The organism is Pseudomonas sp. NPDC087639, from assembly GCF_044743385.1.
GTDB lineage: Bacteria > Pseudomonadota > Gammaproteobacteria > Pseudomonadales > Pseudomonadaceae > Aquipseudomonas.
On the sequence record NZ_JBIUWI010000010.1, the window covers coordinates 66,995 to 85,803 of the forward strand.

Annotated in this window: 16 protein-coding genes; 10 read left to right on the forward strand and 6 right to left on the reverse strand. The window is 60.2% G+C overall.

Annotation, left to right across the window (positions count from 1 at the left end):
* Window positions 1-52 precede the first annotated feature (52 nt).
* Window positions 53-808 carry an L-ornithine N(alpha)-acyltransferase gene (gene olsB, locus ACIOVB_RS07035; RefSeq protein ID WP_187681165.1) on the forward strand — a complete coding sequence of 252 codons (756 nt, stop codon included), beginning with the start codon at window positions 53-55 and terminating at the stop codon, window positions 806-808.
* The gene (locus ACIOVB_RS07040; protein WP_187681164.1) at window positions 808-1,599 is read left to right on the forward strand and encodes a 1-acyl-sn-glycerol-3-phosphate acyltransferase; all 792 of its coding nucleotides are present in this window, start codon (window positions 808-810) and stop codon (window positions 1,597-1,599) included. Before olsB ends, ACIOVB_RS07040 begins: the two co-directional genes overlap by 1 nt.
* Before the next feature lie 172 nt (window positions 1,600-1,771).
* On the opposite strand, the gene ACIOVB_RS07045 is transcribed toward ACIOVB_RS07040, so the two are convergent.
* Complete coding sequence (locus ACIOVB_RS07045) at window positions 1,772-2,356, reverse strand: ACP phosphodiesterase (RefSeq protein ID WP_401266144.1); 585 nt, start codon at window positions 2,354-2,356, stop codon at window positions 1,772-1,774.
* A gap of 170 nt (window positions 2,357-2,526) precedes the next feature.
* Between ACIOVB_RS07045 and ACIOVB_RS07050 the strand changes: the two genes are divergently transcribed.
* The 3 genes from ACIOVB_RS07050 to ACIOVB_RS07060 are packed head-to-tail and all read left to right on the forward strand — an operon-like array spanning window position 2,527 to window position 5,099.
* Entirely contained in the window at window positions 2,527-2,847 is a 321-nt protein-coding gene (locus ACIOVB_RS07050) for an ArsR/SmtB family transcription factor (protein WP_401266147.1), read from the forward strand.
* A gap of 5 nt (window positions 2,848-2,852) precedes the next feature.
* Window positions 2,853-4,019 (forward strand): MFS transporter, encoded by a 1,167-nt coding sequence (locus tag ACIOVB_RS07055; RefSeq protein WP_401266150.1) that lies wholly within the window; start codon window positions 2,853-2,855, stop codon window positions 4,017-4,019.
* A gap of 30 nt (window positions 4,020-4,049) precedes the next feature.
* Window positions 4,050-5,099 (forward strand): alkene reductase, encoded by a 1,050-nt coding sequence (locus tag ACIOVB_RS07060; protein ID WP_187681161.1) that lies wholly within the window; start codon window positions 4,050-4,052, stop codon window positions 5,097-5,099.
* 218 nt (window positions 5,100-5,317) lie between these two features.
* On the opposite strand, the gene emhR is transcribed toward ACIOVB_RS07060, so the two are convergent.
* On the reverse strand, window positions 5,318-5,950 hold the full coding sequence (gene emhR / locus ACIOVB_RS07065) for an efflux system transcriptional repressor EmhR (RefSeq protein WP_187681160.1): 633 nt from the start codon (window positions 5,948-5,950) through the stop codon (window positions 5,318-5,320).
* Between the two features lie 266 nt (window positions 5,951-6,216).
* On the opposite strand from emhR, the gene emhA reads away from it, so the two are divergent.
* From emhA to ACIOVB_RS07090, 5 genes are all read left to right on the forward strand, one after another.
* A complete protein-coding gene (gene emhA / locus ACIOVB_RS07070) occupies window positions 6,217-7,374 on the forward strand; it encodes an efflux RND transporter periplasmic adaptor subunit EmhA (protein WP_401266152.1) in 1,158 nt (385 codons plus the stop codon).
* 3 nt (window positions 7,375-7,377) lie between these two features.
* A complete protein-coding gene (gene emhB, locus ACIOVB_RS07075) occupies window positions 7,378-10,527 on the forward strand; it encodes an efflux RND transporter permease subunit EmhB (RefSeq protein ID WP_401266154.1) in 3,150 nt (1,049 codons plus the stop codon).
* On the forward strand, window positions 10,524-11,984 hold the full coding sequence (gene emhC / locus ACIOVB_RS07080; RefSeq protein WP_401266156.1) for an efflux RND transporter outer membrane subunit EmhC: 1,461 nt from the start codon (window positions 10,524-10,526) through the stop codon (window positions 11,982-11,984). The genes emhB and emhC overlap by 4 nt, the downstream gene beginning before the upstream one ends.
* Before the next feature lie 343 nt (window positions 11,985-12,327).
* Complete coding sequence (locus tag ACIOVB_RS07085) at window positions 12,328-13,587, forward strand: OprD family porin (RefSeq protein WP_401266159.1); 1,260 nt, start codon at window positions 12,328-12,330, stop codon at window positions 13,585-13,587.
* A 201-nt stretch (window positions 13,588-13,788) separates the two neighbouring features.
* Window positions 13,789-14,595 carry a methyltransferase domain-containing protein gene (locus tag ACIOVB_RS07090; protein ID WP_401266161.1) on the forward strand — a complete coding sequence of 269 codons (807 nt, stop codon included), beginning with the start codon at window positions 13,789-13,791 and terminating at the stop codon, window positions 14,593-14,595.
* A gap of 106 nt (window positions 14,596-14,701) precedes the next feature.
* Here the strand turns inward: ACIOVB_RS07090 and pcaC are convergent, their stop codons facing one another.
* Genes pcaC through ACIOVB_RS07110 form a run of 4 tightly spaced genes read right to left on the reverse strand, consistent with a single transcriptional unit; the run spans window position 14,702 to window position 18,614 of the window.
* Window positions 14,702-15,094 (reverse strand): 4-carboxymuconolactone decarboxylase, encoded by a 393-nt coding sequence (gene pcaC, locus ACIOVB_RS07095; protein WP_007957838.1) that lies wholly within the window; start codon window positions 15,092-15,094, stop codon window positions 14,702-14,704.
* A gap of 10 nt (window positions 15,095-15,104) precedes the next feature.
* Window positions 15,105-15,896: a 3-oxoadipate enol-lactonase gene (gene pcaD / locus ACIOVB_RS07100; RefSeq protein WP_401266163.1), complete on the reverse strand. Its 792-nt coding sequence runs from the start codon at window positions 15,894-15,896 to the stop codon at window positions 15,105-15,107.
* An 11-nt stretch (window positions 15,897-15,907) separates the two neighbouring features.
* Window positions 15,908-17,272, reverse strand: a complete 1,365-nt coding sequence (locus tag ACIOVB_RS07105; protein WP_401266166.1) for a 3-carboxy-cis,cis-muconate cycloisomerase — start codon at window positions 17,270-17,272, stop codon at window positions 15,908-15,910.
* Between the two features lie 46 nt (window positions 17,273-17,318).
* Window positions 17,319-18,614 carry an MFS family transporter gene (locus ACIOVB_RS07110; RefSeq protein WP_401266169.1) on the reverse strand — a complete coding sequence of 432 codons (1,296 nt, stop codon included), beginning with the start codon at window positions 18,612-18,614 and terminating at the stop codon, window positions 17,319-17,321.
* Between the last annotated feature and the right edge of the window lie 195 nt (window positions 18,615-18,809).

Here is an 18,809-nt window from a genome sequence, read left to right on the forward strand (position 1 = left end):
AAGTCGATCGGCTGCAACCCACGACGGGTTAAAGGCCCGTACGGAGATTCACATGACTCAGATCGCCCGCATCAGCGACACCGGCAATGAACGCCGTCTGCAAGCCGAACGCCTGATCGGCGCCGAGGCCTTGCAGCAAGCCCAAGCCTTGCGATTCAGCGTATTCAGCGGCGAATTCAACGCCAAGCTGAAAGGCGCAGAACTGGGTCTGGACATGGATGATTATGATGTTCACTGCAGCCACATCGGCGTGCGAGACCTGAACACCGGGCGCCTGGTGGCGACCACGCGGTTACTTGATCACACCGCCGCCAGCACCCTGGGCAAGTTCTACAGCGAAGAAGAGTTCAGCCTGCATGGCCTCGCCCATTTGAAAGGCCCGATCCTCGAAATCGGCCGCACCTGCGTCGACCCGGCCTACCGCAACGGCGGCACCATCGCCGTGCTGTGGGGCGAACTCGCCGAAGTGTTGAATCAGGGCGGTTACAGCTACCTGATGGGTTGCGCGAGCATTCCGATGCAGGACGGCGGCGTGCAGGCCCACGCGATCATGCAGCGTCTGCGTGAACGTTATCTGTGCACCGAACACTTGCGCGCCGAGCCGAAAAAGCCGTTGCCGACTCTGGATATTCCATCAAACGTGATCGCCGAAATGCCGCCGCTGCTCAAAGCCTATATGCGTCTGGGCGCGAAGATCTGCGGCGAGCCGTGCTGGGATGAAGATTTCCAGGTCGCCGACGTGTTCATCCTGCTCAAGCGCGACGAGCTCTGCCCACGCTACGCCAAACACTTCAAGGCGGCCGTGTAATGAGTCGCCTGCGGGTGTACGCGCGGATCGCGCGAGTGCTATTGGTGGTCTCGCTGGGCTTGAGCATGGCCACTGTCTTCGGCGTGTTCGAACGCATTGGCCTGGCGCATTCGATGGAACGCCGCCAACGCTGGTCGCGCTTCTTCATGGCGCGCCTGAGCAATGCCCTGCCCTTTCGTGTGAGCGTTCACGGTGAGCTGCCAAAACAGCCGATGCTGTGGGTCAGCAACCACGTTTCCTGGACGGACATTCCGCTGCTCGGCATGCTCACGCCGCTGTCGTTTCTATCCAAGGCCGAAGTGCGCACCTGGCCGGTGGCCGGTTGGCTGGCGGCCAAGGCTGGCAGCCTGTTCATCCGTCGCGGTTCGGGCGACAGCCAGTTGATCCGCAAGCAGATGACCCGTCACCTGCAAACCGATCACTCGCTGCTGATGTTCCCGGAAGGTACTACCACCGACGGCCGTTCGCTGCGTACTTTTCACGGTCGCTTGCTGTCGGCGGCGATTGATTCGCAAGTGATGCTGCAACCGGTGGCAATCCGTTATCTGCGTGACGGCGAAATCGATGCGCTGGCGCCGTTCATTGGTGACGATGATTTGCTGTCGCACCTGATGCGCTTGTTCAGCAATGATTGCGGCGATGTCGAGGTGCATCTGCTCAAGCCGATTGCCTGTCAGGGCCGGGAGCGCGCGGCGCTGGCGTTCGAAGCGCAGCAGGCGGTGCAGAAGGTGTTGTTTGGGGCGATCCCGGAAAAACAACAAGCCCCGATGCGTCCGGCTATCGCGGCCTGAATACCCGACCGCATACGCATGATCATTGTGGCGAGGGGATTTATCCCCGATCGGCTGCGCAGCAGTCGCAAATTTATGCACGCGATTTACCTGGCGAACCGCGATTGCAGAATTTGGGGCCGCTGCGCAACCCGTCGGGGATAAATCCCCTCTCCACAGGCTCATTCCTACATCAGATTTTCTGTAATCCGCAGTTCTGGGCAAAATCCTGAAGCTGCGGGTAGAACAACGCAAAGTCTTCACTGAGCGGCTCATACAACCGCCGCAACTCCTGCATCGCCCCCGCCAACTCTTCCGGCCGGGTCAGGCGCCGGGAGATCCCGCGCAACACCTGTTCCAGCACTTCAAACTCCTGATACGACCCCAACCAGTCATTGGCGACCATGTGCGGCGCAATCTTCGCCAGTCGCTCGGGCAGTTGCTGCTCGCGAGACAACACGCGATAAACATCAGCGGTGAACTGCTCCAACGGCTGATCGGCGTACAACCTCCAGTCCCGCGCCAGGCAATGGTCGAAAAACACATCAAGGACGATCCCGGCGTAACGTCGCCGGGTCTCGGAAAATCGCCCCAGCGCGATGTCCACCAAAGGATGGCGATCGGTAAAAACGTCAATCCGTCGGTGCAGTTGAATGGCCGCCTCGAGCTCCGGAGCAAACTGCCCTTGCAGCCGACCTTTGACGAAATCGCCATACAGGCTGCCGAGTAATTGCTCGGGGCGCTGGCCACCGAGGTGCAAATGTGCGAGATAGTTCATGGGCGCAGCTTAGCACTGCGCCTTCGTTTCAATACACTCAACGTATCGTTATAACCCGATATACCGATTTACGCGGTCGTAAGATCAAATTCATATTGGTATATCGCGAAGTACCGATTTAAAGTTCGCCTCATCGCGATATAGCGCTACAGACATCACGAGCCCAAGCCATGAACATCGACCTCGACGAAATAATAAAAGCCCTGGCACACCCAGTACGGCGAGACATCCTCATCTGGCTGAAAGACCCCAAAGCCCAGTTTCCGGAACAGATTCACAACCACGAGTACGGCATCTGCGCCGGGCAGATCGATCAACGCTGCGGCCTGTCGCAGTCGACCGTTTCCGCCCACCTCGCCACCCTGCAACGCGCCGGGCTGATCAGCAGCCAGAAGGCCGGGCAGTGGCACTTCTTCAAACGCAACGAGGACGTGATTCAGGCGTTCCTCGACGCCCTCGTCAAAGAGCTCAGCGCTCCCACAAGGAATTGATTTAAATGCCCCTCTCGCTACTCATCCTGGCCTTGAGCGCCTTCGCCATCGGCACCACCGAGTTCGTCATCATGGGCTTGCTGCCCGATGTGGCGGCCGACCTCGGTGTGTCGATCCCCGGCGCCGGCTGGCTGGTGACCGGTTACGCCCTGGGCGTGGCCATTGGTGCACCGTTCATGGCACTGGCCACCGCCAAACTGCCGCGCAAGGCTGCTCTGGTGGCGTTGATGGGCATTTTCATCGTCGGCAACCTGCTTTGCGCCATCGCCAGTGACTACAACGTGCTGATGTTTGCCCGTGTCGTCACCGCGTTGTGCCACGGTGCGTTCTTCGGTATCGGTTCGGTAGTGGCCGCAGGTCTGGTGGCACCGAACAAACGCGCTTCGGCAGTCGCTTTGATGTTCACCGGTTTGACCCTGGCGAACGTCCTTGGCGTGCCATTGGGCACCGCGTTGGGTCAGGAAGCCGGCTGGCGCTCGACCTTCTGGGCAGTGACGGTGATTGGTGTGATCGCTCTGATCGGCCTGATCCGCTTCCTGCCGGCCAAGCGTGACGAAGAAAAACTCGACATGCGCGCCGAACTCGCCGCCCTCAAAGGCGCCGGCATCTGGCTGTCGCTGAGCATGACCGCGTTGTTCGCAGCCTCCATGTTCACCCTTTTCACCTACGTTGCCCCGCTGCTCGGCGATGTCACCGGTGTCTCGCCAAAAGGCGTGACCTGGACCCTGCTGTTGATCGGCCTCGGTCTGACTGTTGGCAACATCATCGGCGGCAAACTGGCGGACAAACGCCTGGGCGCCACGCTGATCGGCGTGTTCGTGGCGATGGCCGTGGTTTCCACCGTGCTGAGCTGGACCAGCGTCTCGCTGATCCCGACTGAAATCACCCTGTTCCTCTGGGCCACCGCTTCTTTTGCTGCCGTACCAGCGCTGCAAATCAACGTAGTGACCTTCGGCAAGGCGGCGCCGAACCTGGTGTCGACCCTGAACATCGGCGCGTTCAACGTCGGCAACGCCCTCGGTGCCTGGGTCGGTGGCAGCGTCATCGCCCACGGTTTCGGCCTGACCAGCGTGCCTCTGGCCGCAGCAGCTTTAGCGGTACTCGCCCTGCTGGTGACCCTGATTACTTTCCGTCAGAACGGCAATGCCGATCTGGCCCCCGCTACCCACTGATTAACCACTTCACTGACGAGGGTTGTAGACATGGCAACTATTTTCGATCCGATCAAACTGGGCGACGTCGAGCTGTCCAACCGCATCATCATGGCGCCGCTGACCCGCTGCCGCGCCGACGAAGGCCGCGTGCCGAACGCGCTGATGGCCGAGTACTACGTGCAACGCGCCTCGGCTGGCCTGATCCTCAGCGAAGCCACTTCGGTGACGCCGATGGGCGTCGGCTACCCGGACACCCCGGGCATCTGGTCCAACGATCAGGTGCGCGGCTGGTCCAACGTGACCAAAGCCATTCACGGCGCTGGCGGCAAGATCTTCCTGCAACTGTGGCACGTCGGCCGGGTCTCCCACCCGTCGTACCTGAACGGCGAAGCGCCGGTCGCCCCAAGCGCCATCCAGCCTAAGGGCCACGTCAGCCTGGTGCGCCCAATGGCCGACTACCCAACCCCGCGTGCTCTGGAAACCGCTGAGATCGCCGACATTGTCGACGCCTACCGCACCGGTGCCGAAAACGCCAAAGCCGCCGGTTTCGACGGTGTGGAAATCCACGGCGCCAACGGCTACCTGCTCGACCAGTTCCTGCAAAGCAGCACCAACCAGCGCACCGACAACTACGGCGGCTCCCTGGAAAACCGTGCCCGCCTGTTACTGGAAGTGACTGACGCCGCCATCGAAGTCTGGGGCGCCGGCCGTGTCGGTGTGCACCTGGCACCGCGTGCCGACTCCCATGACATGGGCGACGACAATCTGGCTGAAACCTTCACTTACGTGGCTCGCGAGCTGGGCAAACGTGGCATCGCCTTCATCTGCTCCCGTGAGAAAGAAGGCGCCGACAGCCTCGGCCCGCAACTGAAAGAAGCGTTCGGCGGCCCGTACATCGCCAACGAGCGCTTCACCAAGGACAGCGCCAACGCGTGGCTGGCCAGCGGCAAGGCTGACGCCGTGGCGTTCGGTGTGCCGTTCATTGCCAACCCGGATCTGCCGGCGCGTTTGAAGGCCGATGCGCCGCTCAATGAAGCTCGCCCAGAGCTGTTCTACGCGAAAGGCCCGGTCGGCTACATCGACTACCCGACGCTGTAAGCCTTATTCAGTAAGAGGCAGGCAGAAACACAAAAGCCCCGACTCGCAAGAGCCGGGGCTTTTTCTTGGGCGCCCGATAGGGAGGCAGCTAACAACCGTTCACACACACGACACAAAATCCCTACAAAATACGTAGCTCGCTACATATAAACTGCGCGCCGCGAACGTATATAAAAGCAGGCCAATTGACACAAGCTGTGCCAATTACGCATTTTGTTTCATTTGCGCAGGCTGGGGCTCAGGCGCAGCATGTCCAACCCTGTATCGACCCAGCGCTCGGCTTCGGCGTGCAGTTCAAAGCTGTCTGGCGCCAACAGCCATCCATAGAGGAGGCCATCAATATAGGCATGAATGCTGATGGCTGCGCGGGCAGTGTCGAGATCGTCCGGCAACTGGCCGCGATTCACCGCATTACGCAGGGTCAGCCCGATACGCAGATTGCAATCGAGACTGGCCGCCCGGCGCTGCTGGCGCAAATCGCACATTTCATCGGTGAACTCGCACTTATGAAACAGAATTTCGTTGATGCGCCGGGTCTTCGGATCCAGCGCAACTTGATGAAACAAATGAATCAGCAGCTTGCGCATGCAGCCCAGCGGGTCGAGTTCGTCCTCGCTTTCACTGGCTTTGGCCAGTTCATCCAGCGGCTCATGCAAGCTGTCGAGCATGGCCTGGACCAGATCGGCCTTGTTGCTGAAATGCCAATAGATGGCGCCGCGAGTGACACCGGCCATTGTCGCGATATCCGCCAGGGTCGTGCGGGCCACGCCTCTTTCATAGAAGGCTTTCTCCGCCGCTTCCAGAATCTGGCTGCGGGTTTCTTGAGCTTCCTCTTTGGTACGACGGACCATGGCAGTAAAACCTCAAACAGGATGTCTCAGGGATGTCTGAATATCCGCTGAATAAAGAGGGGGCGATCTCTCGCGAATCGGCTCCCCGGCCTACAATTTCAAACCTTGCAACGACTTTTGTAACAGGGTGGGTACGCAGCCAAGGTATTTACAAACAACCATGAACGTAAGTATATTCCTTAGCAAGCTACTTATCCACCCAGCAAAATTTTTTTACCCTTACACACTTCTTGTGCGCTTCTCGCGCGCCTGACCCGAGGATCTTCATGCAATTCAAGCCAGCTGTTACCGCTCTGGTCACTGCCGTCGCCCTGGCATCGCTGCTCAGCGGATGTAAAAAGGAAGAAGCGGCCCCAGCCGCTCCGCCTCCTCAGGTCGGCGTCGTCACCCTTCAACCCCAAGCGTTCACCCTCACGTCTGAACTGCCGGGCCGCACCAGTGCGTTCCGCATCGCTGAAGTTCGACCGCAGGTCAATGGCATCATTCTCAAGCGTCTGTTCAAGGAAGGCGGCGACGTCAAAGCCGGCCAGCAGCTGTATCAGATCGATCCGTCGGTCTATGAAGCGACCCTGAAAAGCGCCGAAGCCAGCCTGCGTTCGACCAAGTCGATCTCCGACCGCTACAAGCAACTGGTCGATGAACAGGCCGTGAGCCGTCAGGAATACGACACCGCCGTGTCCAACCGCATGGAATCGGAAGCGTCGTTGCAGAGCGCGCAGATCAACGTGCGTTACACCAAGGTCTACGCGCCGATTTCCGGCCGTATCGGTCGCTCTTCGGTCACCGAAGGTGCGCTGGTCAGCAACGGCCAGACCGATGCGATGGCGACGATCCAGCAACTCGACCCGATCTACGTCGACGTCACCCAGTCCTCGGTGGAATTGCTGGAACTGCGCCGCGAGCTGGAAAGCGGTCGTCTGCAGAAGGCCGGCGACAACTCGGCGGCGGTCAAACTGACTTTGGAAGACGGCAGCCAGTACAAGCTCGACGGTAAGCTGGAATTCTCCGAAGTCACGGTCGACCCGACTACCGGCTCCGTGACCCTGCGTGCGGTATTCCCGAACCCGGATCACACCCTGCTGCCGGGCATGTTCGTCCGCGCCCAGTTGCAGGCCGGCGTCAACGCCGCCGCCATTCTGGCGCCGCAACAAGGCGTGACGCGTGACCTCAAAGGTACCCCGACCGCACTGGTCGTCGGCGCCGACAACAAAGTGGAGCTGCGTCAGCTCAAGGCCAGCCGCACCGTCGGCAGCCAGTGGCTGATCGAAGACGGCCTCAAGGCCGGCGATCGTCTGATCACCGAAGGGCTGCAATACGTCCGTCCGGGTGTGCAGGTGAACCCGAGCGAAGCGACTAACGTAGGCACAAAGAACCCGGCCCCCGCTCAAGCAGCTGACAAAGCCGCTGGCGGCAAAGGGGAGTAACTCATGTCGAAATTTTTTATCGACCGTCCGATTTTCGCCTGGGTAATAGCCTTGGTGATCATGCTGGTCGGGGCTCTATCGATCCTCAAGTTGCCGATCAACCAATACCCGAGCATTGCGCCACCGGCCATTGCGATCTCCGTGACCTACCCGGGCGCTTCGGCGCAAACCGTGCAGGACACCGTGGTTCAGGTGATCGAGCAGCAACTCAACGGTATCGACAACCTGCGTTATGTGTCGTCGGAAAGTAACTCCGACGGCAGCATGACCATCACCGCGACCTTCGAGCAAGGCACCAACTCCGACACCGCGCAGGTTCAGGTTCAGAACAAGCTGAACCTGGCCACCCCGCTGTTGCCGCAGGAAGTGCAGCAACAAGGTATCCGCGTGACCAAGGCAGTGAAAAACTTCCTGCTGGTGATCGGCGTGGTCTCGCGTGACGGCAGCATGAACAAGGACGACCTGTCCAACTACATCGTGTCGAACATGCAGGATCCGATCTCGCGCACTGCCGGTGTCGGTGACTTCCAGGTCTTCGGTGCCCAGTACGCGATGCGCATCTGGCTCGACCCGGCCAAGTTGAACAAGTACAACCTGACCCCGTCTGACGTGAGCACCGCGATCTCGGCGCAGAACGTTCAGGTTTCCTCCGGTCAACTCGGCGGTTTGCCAGCGCTGCCTGGCCAGCAACTGAACGCCACAATCATCGGCAAGACCCGTCTGCAAACTGCCGAGCAGTTCAAGGCGATCCTGCTGAAGGTCAACCAGGACGGTTCGCAAGTACGTGTCGGCGATGTCGCTGACGTGGGCCTGGGTGGTGAAAACTCCAGCATTTCCGCTCAGTTCAACGGCAGCCCGGCTTCCGGTCTGGCAGTGAAACTGGCCAACGGTGCCAACGCCCTCGACACCGCCAAAGCGCTGCGCAAGACGATTGACGATCTCAAGCCGTTCTTCCCGCAAGGCATGGAAGTGGTGTTCCCGTATGACACCACTCCAGTGGTGACCGAATCGATCAAGGGTGTGATTGAAACCCTGGTCGAAGCGATCGTGCTGGTGTTCCTGGTGATGTTCCTGTTCCTGCAGAACTTCCGCGCCACTGTCATCACCACGATGACCGTGCCGGTGGTATTGCTGGGTACGTTCGGCATCCTTGCCGCCGCAGGCTTCAGCATCAACACCCTGACCATGTTCGGTATGGTGCTGGCCATCGGCTTGCTGGTGGACGACGCCATCGTCGTGGTGGAAAACGTCGAGCGGGTGATGGCCGAAGAAGGCCTGTCACCGAAGGAAGCGACCAAGAAGTCCATGGGCCAGATCCAGGGCGCACTGGTCGGTATCGCCCTGGTTCTGTCGGCAGTACTGTTGCCGATGGCGTTCTTCAGCGGTTCCACCGGTGTGATCTACAAGCAGTTCTCGATCACCATCGTCTCGGCCATGGCCCTGTCGGTACTGGTTGCACTGATTTTCACCCCGGCGCTGTGCGCCACCATGCTCAAGCCCATTGCGAAAGGTGAGCACGGTACGCCGAAAAAAGGCTTCTTCGGCTGGTTCAACCGCAATTTCGACCGTGGCGTCAGAAGTTATGAGCGCGGTGTCGGCAATATGCTGCAGCGCAAGGCCCCGTACCTGCTGGCGTACTTGCTGATCGTCGTCGGCATGATCTGGCTGTTCACCCGCATCCCAACCGCGTTCCTGCCGGAAGAAGACCAGGGCGTACTGTTCGCTCAGGTACAAACCCCGGCCGGCTCCAGTGCCGAACGTACTCAAGTCGTGATAGACGAGATGCGTACCTACCTGCTGGATAAAGAAGCGGGTGCGGTGTCCTCGGTGTTTACCGTGAACGGCTTCAACTTTGCCGGTCGTGGTCAGAGTTCCGGTCTGGCGTTCATCATGCTCAAGCCTTGGGGCGAGCGTGACGCAAACAACAGTGTGTTCGCACTCGCACAGCGTGCCCAGCAACACTTCTTCAGCTTCCGCGACGCGATGGTGTTTGCTTTCGCCCCGCCTGCGGTACTGGAGTTGGGTAACGCCACCGGTTTCGACGTGTTCCTGCAAGACCGTGCCGGTATCGGTCACGAAAAACTGATGGAAGCACGTAACCAGTTCCTCGGCCTCGCGGCACAGAGCAAGGTGCTCTACCAGGTGCGTCCGAACGGCCTGAACGACGAACCGCAATACCATCTGGAAATCGACGACGAGAAAGCCCAGGCCCTTGGCTTGAGCCTCTCCGACATCAACAGCACCCTGTCGATCTCCTTCGGTAGTAGCTACGTCAACGACTTCATCGACCGTGGTCGGGTGAAGAAGGTTTACGTGCAAGGTCAGGCCGGTGCTCGCATGAGCCCTGAAGACCTGAAGAAATGGTACGTGCGCAACAGCGCCGGGACCATGGTGCCGTTCTCCGCTTTCGCCAAGGGCGAGTGGATCTACGGTTCGCCGAAACTGGCCCGATATAACGGCGTGGAAGCGATGGAGGTGCTCGGTTCTCCGGCACCGGGTTATTCCACCGGTGATGCGATGGCCGAAGTCGAAGCGATTGCCAAGAAGTTGCCGGCCGGTGTCGGTATCTCCTGGACGGGTCTGTCCTATGAGGAACGTCTGTCCGGCTCGCAAGCGCCTGCGCTGTACGCCCTGTCGCTGCTGATGGTGTTCCTGTGTCTGGCGGCGCTGTATGAAAGCTGGTCGATTCCGATTGCGGTCATGCTCGTGGTGCCGTTGGGGATCATCGGTGCGTTGATGGCCACCAGCCTGCGCGGTCTGTCCAACGACGTGTACTTCCAGGTGGGCCTGTTGACGACCATCGGTCTTGCGGCTAAAAACGCCATTCTGATCGTCGAATTCGCCAAAGAGCTGCACGAGCAAGGGCGCAGTCTGCGCGATGCGGCGATTGAAGCGTGCCGCATGCGTCTGCGACCGATCATCATGACGTCGCTGGCCTTCGTACTCGGTGTTGTACCGTTGGCGATCTCCACGGGCGCCGGCTCAGGCAGTCAACATGCGATCGGTACTGGCGTAATTGGCGGTATGCTCACGGCCACAATCCTGGCGATCTTCTGGGTCCCACTGTTCTTCGTCACTGTGTCGTCCATAGGCCAGCGCAAAAACGCCGACCAGGATGACACCAAAGAAACTCCTAAAGAGGCTGGCCAATGAGCAAGTCGCTACTCTCCATCGCAGTCGCCGCCTTCGTGCTGAGCGGTTGCTCGCTGATACCTGATTATCAGCAGCCTGAGGCCCCGGTCGCAGGCCAGTACCCGCAAGGGCCGGCGTACTCGCCGGCCCAGGCACCGGCGCAGGCCGCTGCCGAGCAGGGCTGGAAGCAGTTTTTCCATGACCCAGCCCTGCAACAGCTGATCCAGGTTTCGCTGGAAAACAACCGCGACCTGCGCGTCGCGGCACTGAACATCGACGCCTACGCGGCTCAATACCGCATCCAGCGCGCCGACCTGTTCCCGGCGGTTTCGGCCAATGCCAGCGGCAGCCGTCAGCGAGTGCCGGCGCGTGCCTCGCAGACCGGTGAAGCGGGCATCACCAGCTCCTACTCCGCCACTGTCGGCATCAGTGCCTACGAACTCGATCTGTTCGGTCGGGTTCGCAGCCTGAGCGAACAAGCGCTGCAACAATACTTCGCCACTGAAGAAGCACGCCGCAGCACCCAGATCAGTCTGGTTGCCAGCGTCGCCAATGCTTATCTGACCTGGCAAGCGGACAAAGAACTGCTCAAGCTGACTCAGGACACCCTCGGTGCCTTCGAAGAAAGCTACAAGCTGACCAGCCGCAGCAATGAAGTCGGTGTCGCGTCGGCACTGGACCTGGCGCAGTCGCGTACCTCGGTTGAAAACGCTCGTGCTCAACTGGCGCGTTATACCCGTCAGGTGGCTCAGGATGAAAACAGCCTGACCTTGCTGCTCGGCACCGGTATCCCGGCCAATCTGCAAGCGGCCAAACCGCTGTCTGACGACCTGCTCAGCGACGTGCCGGCCGGTCTGCCATCGGATCTGCTGCAACGTCGTCCGGACATCCTGCAAGCCGAGTACAACCTGAAGGCCGCCAACGCCAACATCGGCGCAGCCCGTGCAGCGTTCTTCCCGAGCATCAGCCTGACCGCCAACGCGGGCAGCCTGAGCCCGGACCTCTCCGGTCTGTTCAAGGGTGGTTCGGGGACGTGGCTGTTCCAGCCGCAGATCAACCTGCCGATCTTCAACGCCGGCAGCCTGCGCGCCAGCCTCGACTACGCCAAGATCCAGAAGGACATCGGCGTGGCGAACTACGAGAAGGCGATTCAAACCGGCTTTCAGGAAGTCGCCGACGGCCTGGCCGCGCGCCAGACCTATACCGAGCAGTTGCAGGCACAGCGTGACTTTGTGCAGGCCAACCAGGATTACTACCGCCTGGCCGAACGTCGCTATCGTATCGGCGTCGACAGCAACCTGACCTTCCTCGATGCCCAGCGTCAGCTGTTCAGCGCCCAACAAGCGCTGATCACCGACCGCCTCGCGCAGCTGACCAGTGCGGTCAACCTGTACAAGGCCCTGGGGGGTGGCTGGAATGCGCAAACCGCGCAGAACGAACCGCTGAAAGAAGAAGCACCGAAGATGAAGTTGTTCTGATTATCGGGTGAACACAAGGAGCCCACCGTTTGGTGGGCTTTTTGTTGTCTACCAGAAAGGGATGTTGCCTGGGCTGCCCCCTTCGCGTCACCACAAAACCCGGCTCAATCTTGCGTTCGATAATCGCCCAAAACCCGCTTTCCCCGATTGAAACCCCGCCTCCGCGCCCCGCACCATTCACTTCACAAAACCAATAACAACAGGTTCGACACCATGCCCCCGCGCCCTGCCCTGTCCGGCTGATCGCCGCCGCTTTATCCCCGAATCTGCAACTTCATGTTTGCCCCCGAAAGCGGCGGCAACGGATCCCGTTCGACTCAAAAAAACAAAAAGAGAATCTGCAATGACACATCCCACTGCGCCGTACGCATTACCCAGCCTGATCGCGCTTGCACTGGCCGGCGTCGCCCTGCCCGCCGCGGCTGAAGAAGCCGGGTTTGTCGAGGGCGCCAAGGTCAATCTGAACCTGCGCAACTTCTACATCAACCGCAACTTCACCAACCCGACCAAGGCCCAGGGCAAGGCTGAAGAGTGGACGCAGAGCTTCATCCTCGACGCAAAATCCGGCTTCACCCAAGGCACCGTTGGGTTCGGCATGGACGTACTCGGTTTGTATTCGGTGAAACTCGATGGCGGCAAAGGCACCGGCGGCACCCAGTTGCTGCCGCTGGATCACGATGGCCGCCCGGCAGACAATTTCGGCCGTACCAACGTTGCGTTCAAGGCCAAGCTGTCGCAGACCGAAGTGAAGGTCGGCGAGTGGATGCCGGTACTGCCGATCCTGCGTTCGGACGACGGTCGATCGCTGCCGCAAACCTTTCGTGGCGGCCAGATCACCTCGAAGGAAATCGACGGCCTGACCCTCTACGGCGGCCAGTTCCGCGCCAACAGCCCGCGCGACGACAGCAGCATGAGCGACATGTCGATGACCGGCAAAGCCGCGTTTACCTCCGATCGCTTCAACTTTCAGGGCGGCGAATATGTGTTCAACGAAAAACGCACGCAGATCGGTCTGTGGAACGCCGAACTCAAGGACATTTACAGCCAGCAGTACGTCAACCTGATCCACAGCCAGCCACTGGGCGACTGGACGCTAGGTGCCAACCTCGGCTTTTTCTACGGCAAGGATGACGGCAGCGCCCGCGCCGGTGATCTGGACAACAAGACCTGGTCGGGCATGTTCTCGGCCCGATACGGCGGCAACACCTTCTACGTCGGCCTGCAGAAACTCACCGGCGACAGCGCGTGGATGCGCGTCAACGGCACCAGCGGCGGCACGCTGGCCAACGACAGCTACAACGCCAGTTACGACAATGCGCAGGAACGCTCATGGCAGGTGCGTCACGACTACAATTTTGTCGCCCTCGGCATTCCCGGCCTGACCCTGATGAACCGCTACATCAGCGGCGACAACGTGCACACCGGGACCATCACCGATGGCAAGGAATGGGGCCGCGAATCGGAACTGGGCTACACCGTGCAAAGCGGCGCGCTCAAGGACTTGAACGTCAAATGGCGCAACTCGACCATGCGCCGCGATTTCAGCAACAACGAGTTCGATGAGAACCGCTTGATCGTCAGCTATCCGATCAGCTTGCTGTAACGCAGCTAGTGCATAAAAAGACATATCAGCGAGCCATCCGTCATTTAGGCTGGCACTTCGCGGGCGGTCGATTAGAGTAGAAAACACCTGAAGGACTCAGGTGTTTCACTCTTCCCGCTTCCGTTATCTGTTGATGTTGGTCCCCAAGACTTGAGCCAGGCTGTCATCGGAAGACACTGTTGATCACCGGAGGACCGCCTCATGATCACTCGAGGCAACGCAGCACCAGACTGGGATGCCAAGGCGTACCAGCAATTTTCTCGTCTAAGGCAACGCCCGGTAAACGAACTGCTTGACCGTGTCGAGCTGAATAATCCCAAACGTATTTATGACCTCGGCTGCGGCACCGGCATTGCCACGCAGCTATTGGCCCAGCGCTGGCCGAGCGCGCAATTGCACGGTGTCGACAGTTCCGCGCAAATGCTCAACGAGGCTCGCCGGCTGCCGATCAACGCCACATGGAAACATTGCGACTTGCTCGATTGGCAGCCCGAGCAACCAGCCGACCTGCTTCTCGCCGCCGCTGTTCTGCACTTCATTGATGGCCACGACACCGTGCTGCCGCGCCTGCTCGGCCAACTCAATCCGGGCGGTTGTCTGGCGGCGCATATGCCCGACTGGCGCGATGCGTTGTGGTATCGGCTGATGCTCGACACCCTCTATGACGCTGGCCCCGGCCGTACGCCGCTCGGCACCGCGCAACTGCGTGAGCGCATGGCGGCGCGGCCGTTACTGTCGTTGCAGGATTATTACCGCTTGCTCGCGCCAATGACCCAATCGCTGGATATCTGGGAGACCGAGCAATTGCAGGTGGTCGACGGCAAATCGCCGGTGTATGACTGGGTGAAGGTCTCGGCGCTGCGGCCGGTGATGCAAGCGCTGAACTCAGAGGAGCAGTCGCGGTTCATCTACCGCTACCTGATGCGGGTGCATGCGCATTATCCGCAGGAGGGTGATGGGCATACGTTGTTTCCGTTCAAGCGGATATTTATTGTCGCCCGTGTCTGATTTGTCGCATCCGCTACCGCTATCGCGAGCAGGCTCACTCCTACAGGGGAACGCATTCCAAATGTGGGAGTGAGCCTGCTCGCGGTGGCGTCGGACCGGCCAACGACTAATCCCGGGATTCGACTCCTAGCTCATCCCACACCGATTCCGCCAGGTGGAACGTCGCATTCGCCGCCGGAATCCCGCAATAGATCGCGCTCTGCATGATCACTTCCTTGATCTCGCCACGGCTCACGCCGTTGTTGGCCGCTGCGCGCAAATGCAGTTTGAGTTCACCTTCGCGGTTCATGCCGATCAGCATGGCGATGGTGATCAGGCTGCGGGTATGCCGAGGCAAGCCCGGACGTGTCCAGATATCGCCCCAGGCGTGACGGGTGATCATCTCCTGGAATTCCGAGTTGAACTCGGTCAGCGTGGTCAGGCTGCGATCGACATGGGCATCGCCCAACACCGCTCGGCGTACCTGCATGCCATCGTCGTAACGTTGTTTCTCGTCCACAAAAACTTCCTCACTTAGCCTGCAAAAACGCCAACACGCGATCACTGAAATCAGCGCCGGCTTGCACGTTGGACAAATGCGCCGCATAGAACTCGGCATACTCGGCGCCGCGCACATGCTCCTGAATGAAATGCCCGCCGGACGGCGGTGTCACCGCATCTTCAGTACCGGCGATCACCAGCAACGGCACATTGATCGAAGACAACTGCTCGCGGAAATCCGCATCACGTACCGCCGCGCAATTGGCCGCGTAGCCTTCAGGATGAGTGGCCGCGAGCATGTCGGTAATCTGCTTGGCCGCGGCCGGATGAGCCTGCGAAAAATCCGGCGTAAACCAACGCGCAATCGACGCGTCACGCAGGGCAACCATGGCTGCCGCGCCGTCGCGCAGTACGGTTTCAATACGCGGGTTCCACACCGATGGATCGCCGATTTTCGCTGCGGTGTTGCACACAATCAGCTTGTTCAGACGCTCGCTGGCATTGATCCCCAGCCACTGACCGATCAAGCCGCCCATCGACAGTCCGCAAAAATGCGCGCGCTCGATGTGCAGCGCATCCAGCAAGCCAAGCACGTCATGGCCCAATTGCTCGATGCTGTAAGGCCCCGGCGTCACCAGCGATTGGCCGTGGCCACGGGTGTCGAAACGCAGCACGCGAAAGTGTTCGGTAAACGCCGGCATTTGCGCGTCCCACATGTGCAGATCGGTGCCCAGCGAGTTGGACAGCACCAGCACCGGCGCATCGACCGGGCCTTCCAATTGATAGTGCAGTTCGCCATCGGCGAGTTGAACGAAAGCCACAGCCCTCTCCTTCAGACAGTCAACGCGTTGTGTTCGGCCACCGCTCGCTCGACCCAGACTTGCGCCTGGCCGAGGTAATGGGCGGGGTTCAACAGATGATCCAGTTCAGCGGCGCTCAGTTCGGCGGTGACTTTCGGCTCGTCACCGAGTACGGCACGCAAGTGGCGCTGTTCGGCCACCGCACGTTTGCAGCATTGTTCGAGCAGGTGATGCGCGGTGTCGCGGCCGACCCGTTGCGCGAGGACGATGCTCACCGCTTCGGCCAGCACCAGCCCTTGGGTCAATTCGAGATTGCGCGCCATGCGTGCGGCGTCGACTTCCAAACCGTCGGCCAATAATCGCGCCTGTTGCAGCGATCCCGAAACGAGGCAGCAGATTTCCGGCAGGGTTTCCCATTCGGCATGCCACAGGCCGAGGCTGCGTTCGTGCTCTTGTGGCATCGCACTGAACAATGTCGACACCAGCCCCGGCACGCGCGTCGCCGCGCCGATCAACACCGCCGCGCCCACCGGATTACGTTTGTGCGGCATGGTCGAGGAACCGCCCTTGCCCGGCGCCGACGGTTCGAAGACTTCCGCCGCTTCGGTCTGCATCAACAAACTGATGTCGCGACCGAGCTTACCGAGGCTCCCGGCGATCAAACCAAGCGCCGCGCCAAACTCGACGATGCGATCACGCTGGGTGTGCCATGGCTGTTCCGGCAGGGTCAGTTGCAGTTCCTCAGCCAAGGCCTGAGCGATCGGCAATGCCTGCTCGCCCAGCGCCGCGAGGGTGCCCGACGCGCCGCCGAATTGCAGCACCAGCAGACGCGGCTTGAGTTCGCGCAGACGCTGACGGCTGCGAGTCACAGCCCCCAGCCATCCGGCGATTTTCATGCCTAGGGTCACCGGTGTCGCGTGTTGCAACCAGGTGCGCCCGGCCAGCGGCGTAGCCGCATGACGCTGCGCTTGAGTGGCGAGTGAATCGGCGAGTTGCGCCAATTCCCCTTCGATCAAACCCAGCGCCTGACGCAATTGCAGAACCAGCCCGGAATCCATCACATCCTGACTGGTTGCGCCCAAATGCACATAACGCTCGGCCTCGGCATCGGTGGCAGCAATCTGCTTGCCCAGCGCCTTGACCAGCGGAATGGCCGAATTACCGGCTGTGGCAATTGCCTCGCCCAGCGCCGCGAAGTCGTACAGCTCAGCGCTGCACGCGTTGGTTATCGGCGCAACAGCGGACGCTGGAATCAGTCCGACCCGAGCCTCGGCCCGGGCCAGCGCTGCTTCGAAGTCGAGCATTGCCTGGACGCGGCCCTGATCGCAGAACACCTCGCGCATATCGCGGGCAGTGAAGTAGGCATCAAACAATTGATTGCCCGGTCGCTGGGTCATAAACAGTCCTTGCCGGCGCGGGCCATGGCGGCCCGCGCGCATCGGTTTAGAGATCGTGGTGCAAATATTTCGCCTGTTTCGGCAGACGCAGACTGAACAGGAATGCCACCGCCATCATCAGCGTGACGTACCAGTAAAAGGCGTTTTCCATGCCGCCGGCCTTCAGACTCAGAGCAACGAATTCCGCCGACCCACCGAAGATCGCGTTGGCCACCGCATACGCCAGACCTACGCCAAGGGCGCGGACTTCCGGCGGAAACATTTCGGCTTTCACCAGGCCGCTGATCGAGGTGTAGAAACTGACAATGGCCAGCGCAATGGTGATCAGTACAAAAGCCAGAAACGGACTGCTGACGCCCTTCAGGCTGAGCAGGATCGGCACGGTGAACAGCGTACCCAGCGCGCCGAACCAGAGCATCGAGTTACGTCGGCCAATTTTGTCGGCAAGCATGCCGAACAGCGGTTGCATGCACATATACAAGAACAGCGCGCCGGTCATGATGTAGCTGGCGGTCTTGGCGTGCATGCCGGCAGTGTTCACCAGATATTTCTGCATGTACGTGGTGAAGGTGTAGAAAATCAGCGAGCCACCGGCGGTATAACCCAGCACAGTGATAAACGCGGCTTTGTGATCGCGAAACAGCGCCCGGATGCTGCCTGCGTCCTTGTTCTCGCGCATTTCCTTGCTGGTGGTTTCTTTCAGCGAACGACGCAGGAACAGCGAAATCAACGCCGCCACCGCACCGACCACGAACGGAATCCGCCAGCCGTAGGCGCGCAGGTCATCTTCGGTGAGGAACTGCTGAAGCACCACCACCAAGGATACCGCCAGCAATTGCCCGCCAATCAACGTCACGTACTGAAACGAGGCAAAGAATCCGCGCTGGCCCTTGAGCGCAACTTCACTCATGTAAGTCGCGGTGGTGCCGTATTCGCCACCCACCGACAAACCTTGCAGCAGACGTGCGAACAGCAACAGCACCGGCGCCCAGACGCCGATGTCCTTGTAGGTCGGCAGACAGGCGATCAGCAATGAGCCGAAGCACATCATCAGAATCGAGATCAGCATCGAGTTCTTGCGCCCGTGCTTATCCGCCACGCGCCCGAAGATCCAGCCACCAATCGGTCGCATCAGAAAACCGGCAGCGAACACACCGGCGGTGTTGACCAGTTGTACCGTCGGGTTGTCGGAAGGGAAAAACGCCGGGGCAAAATAGATCGCGCAGAAGGCGTAGACGTAGAAGTCGAACCATTCGACGAGGTTGCCGGACGAAGCGCCGACAATGGCGAAGATGCGCTTACTGCGCTCTTCACCGGTGTAATGGGCTGTGGTGGTTGTCATTGTTTTTCACTCGATAGGGACAGTGAGAGTCTAGACACACTTTGCAACAGTCCCGTTCCACATTGGCTCGGTAACACAGGCCACGCCTATGAAAGCGGGCTTTGTGGCGAGGGGATTTATCCCCGATGGGCTGCGAAGCAGCCCCAAGACCGGCGATCACGGTGCAATAGATTTACCGCGCTCTGGGGTTTTGCG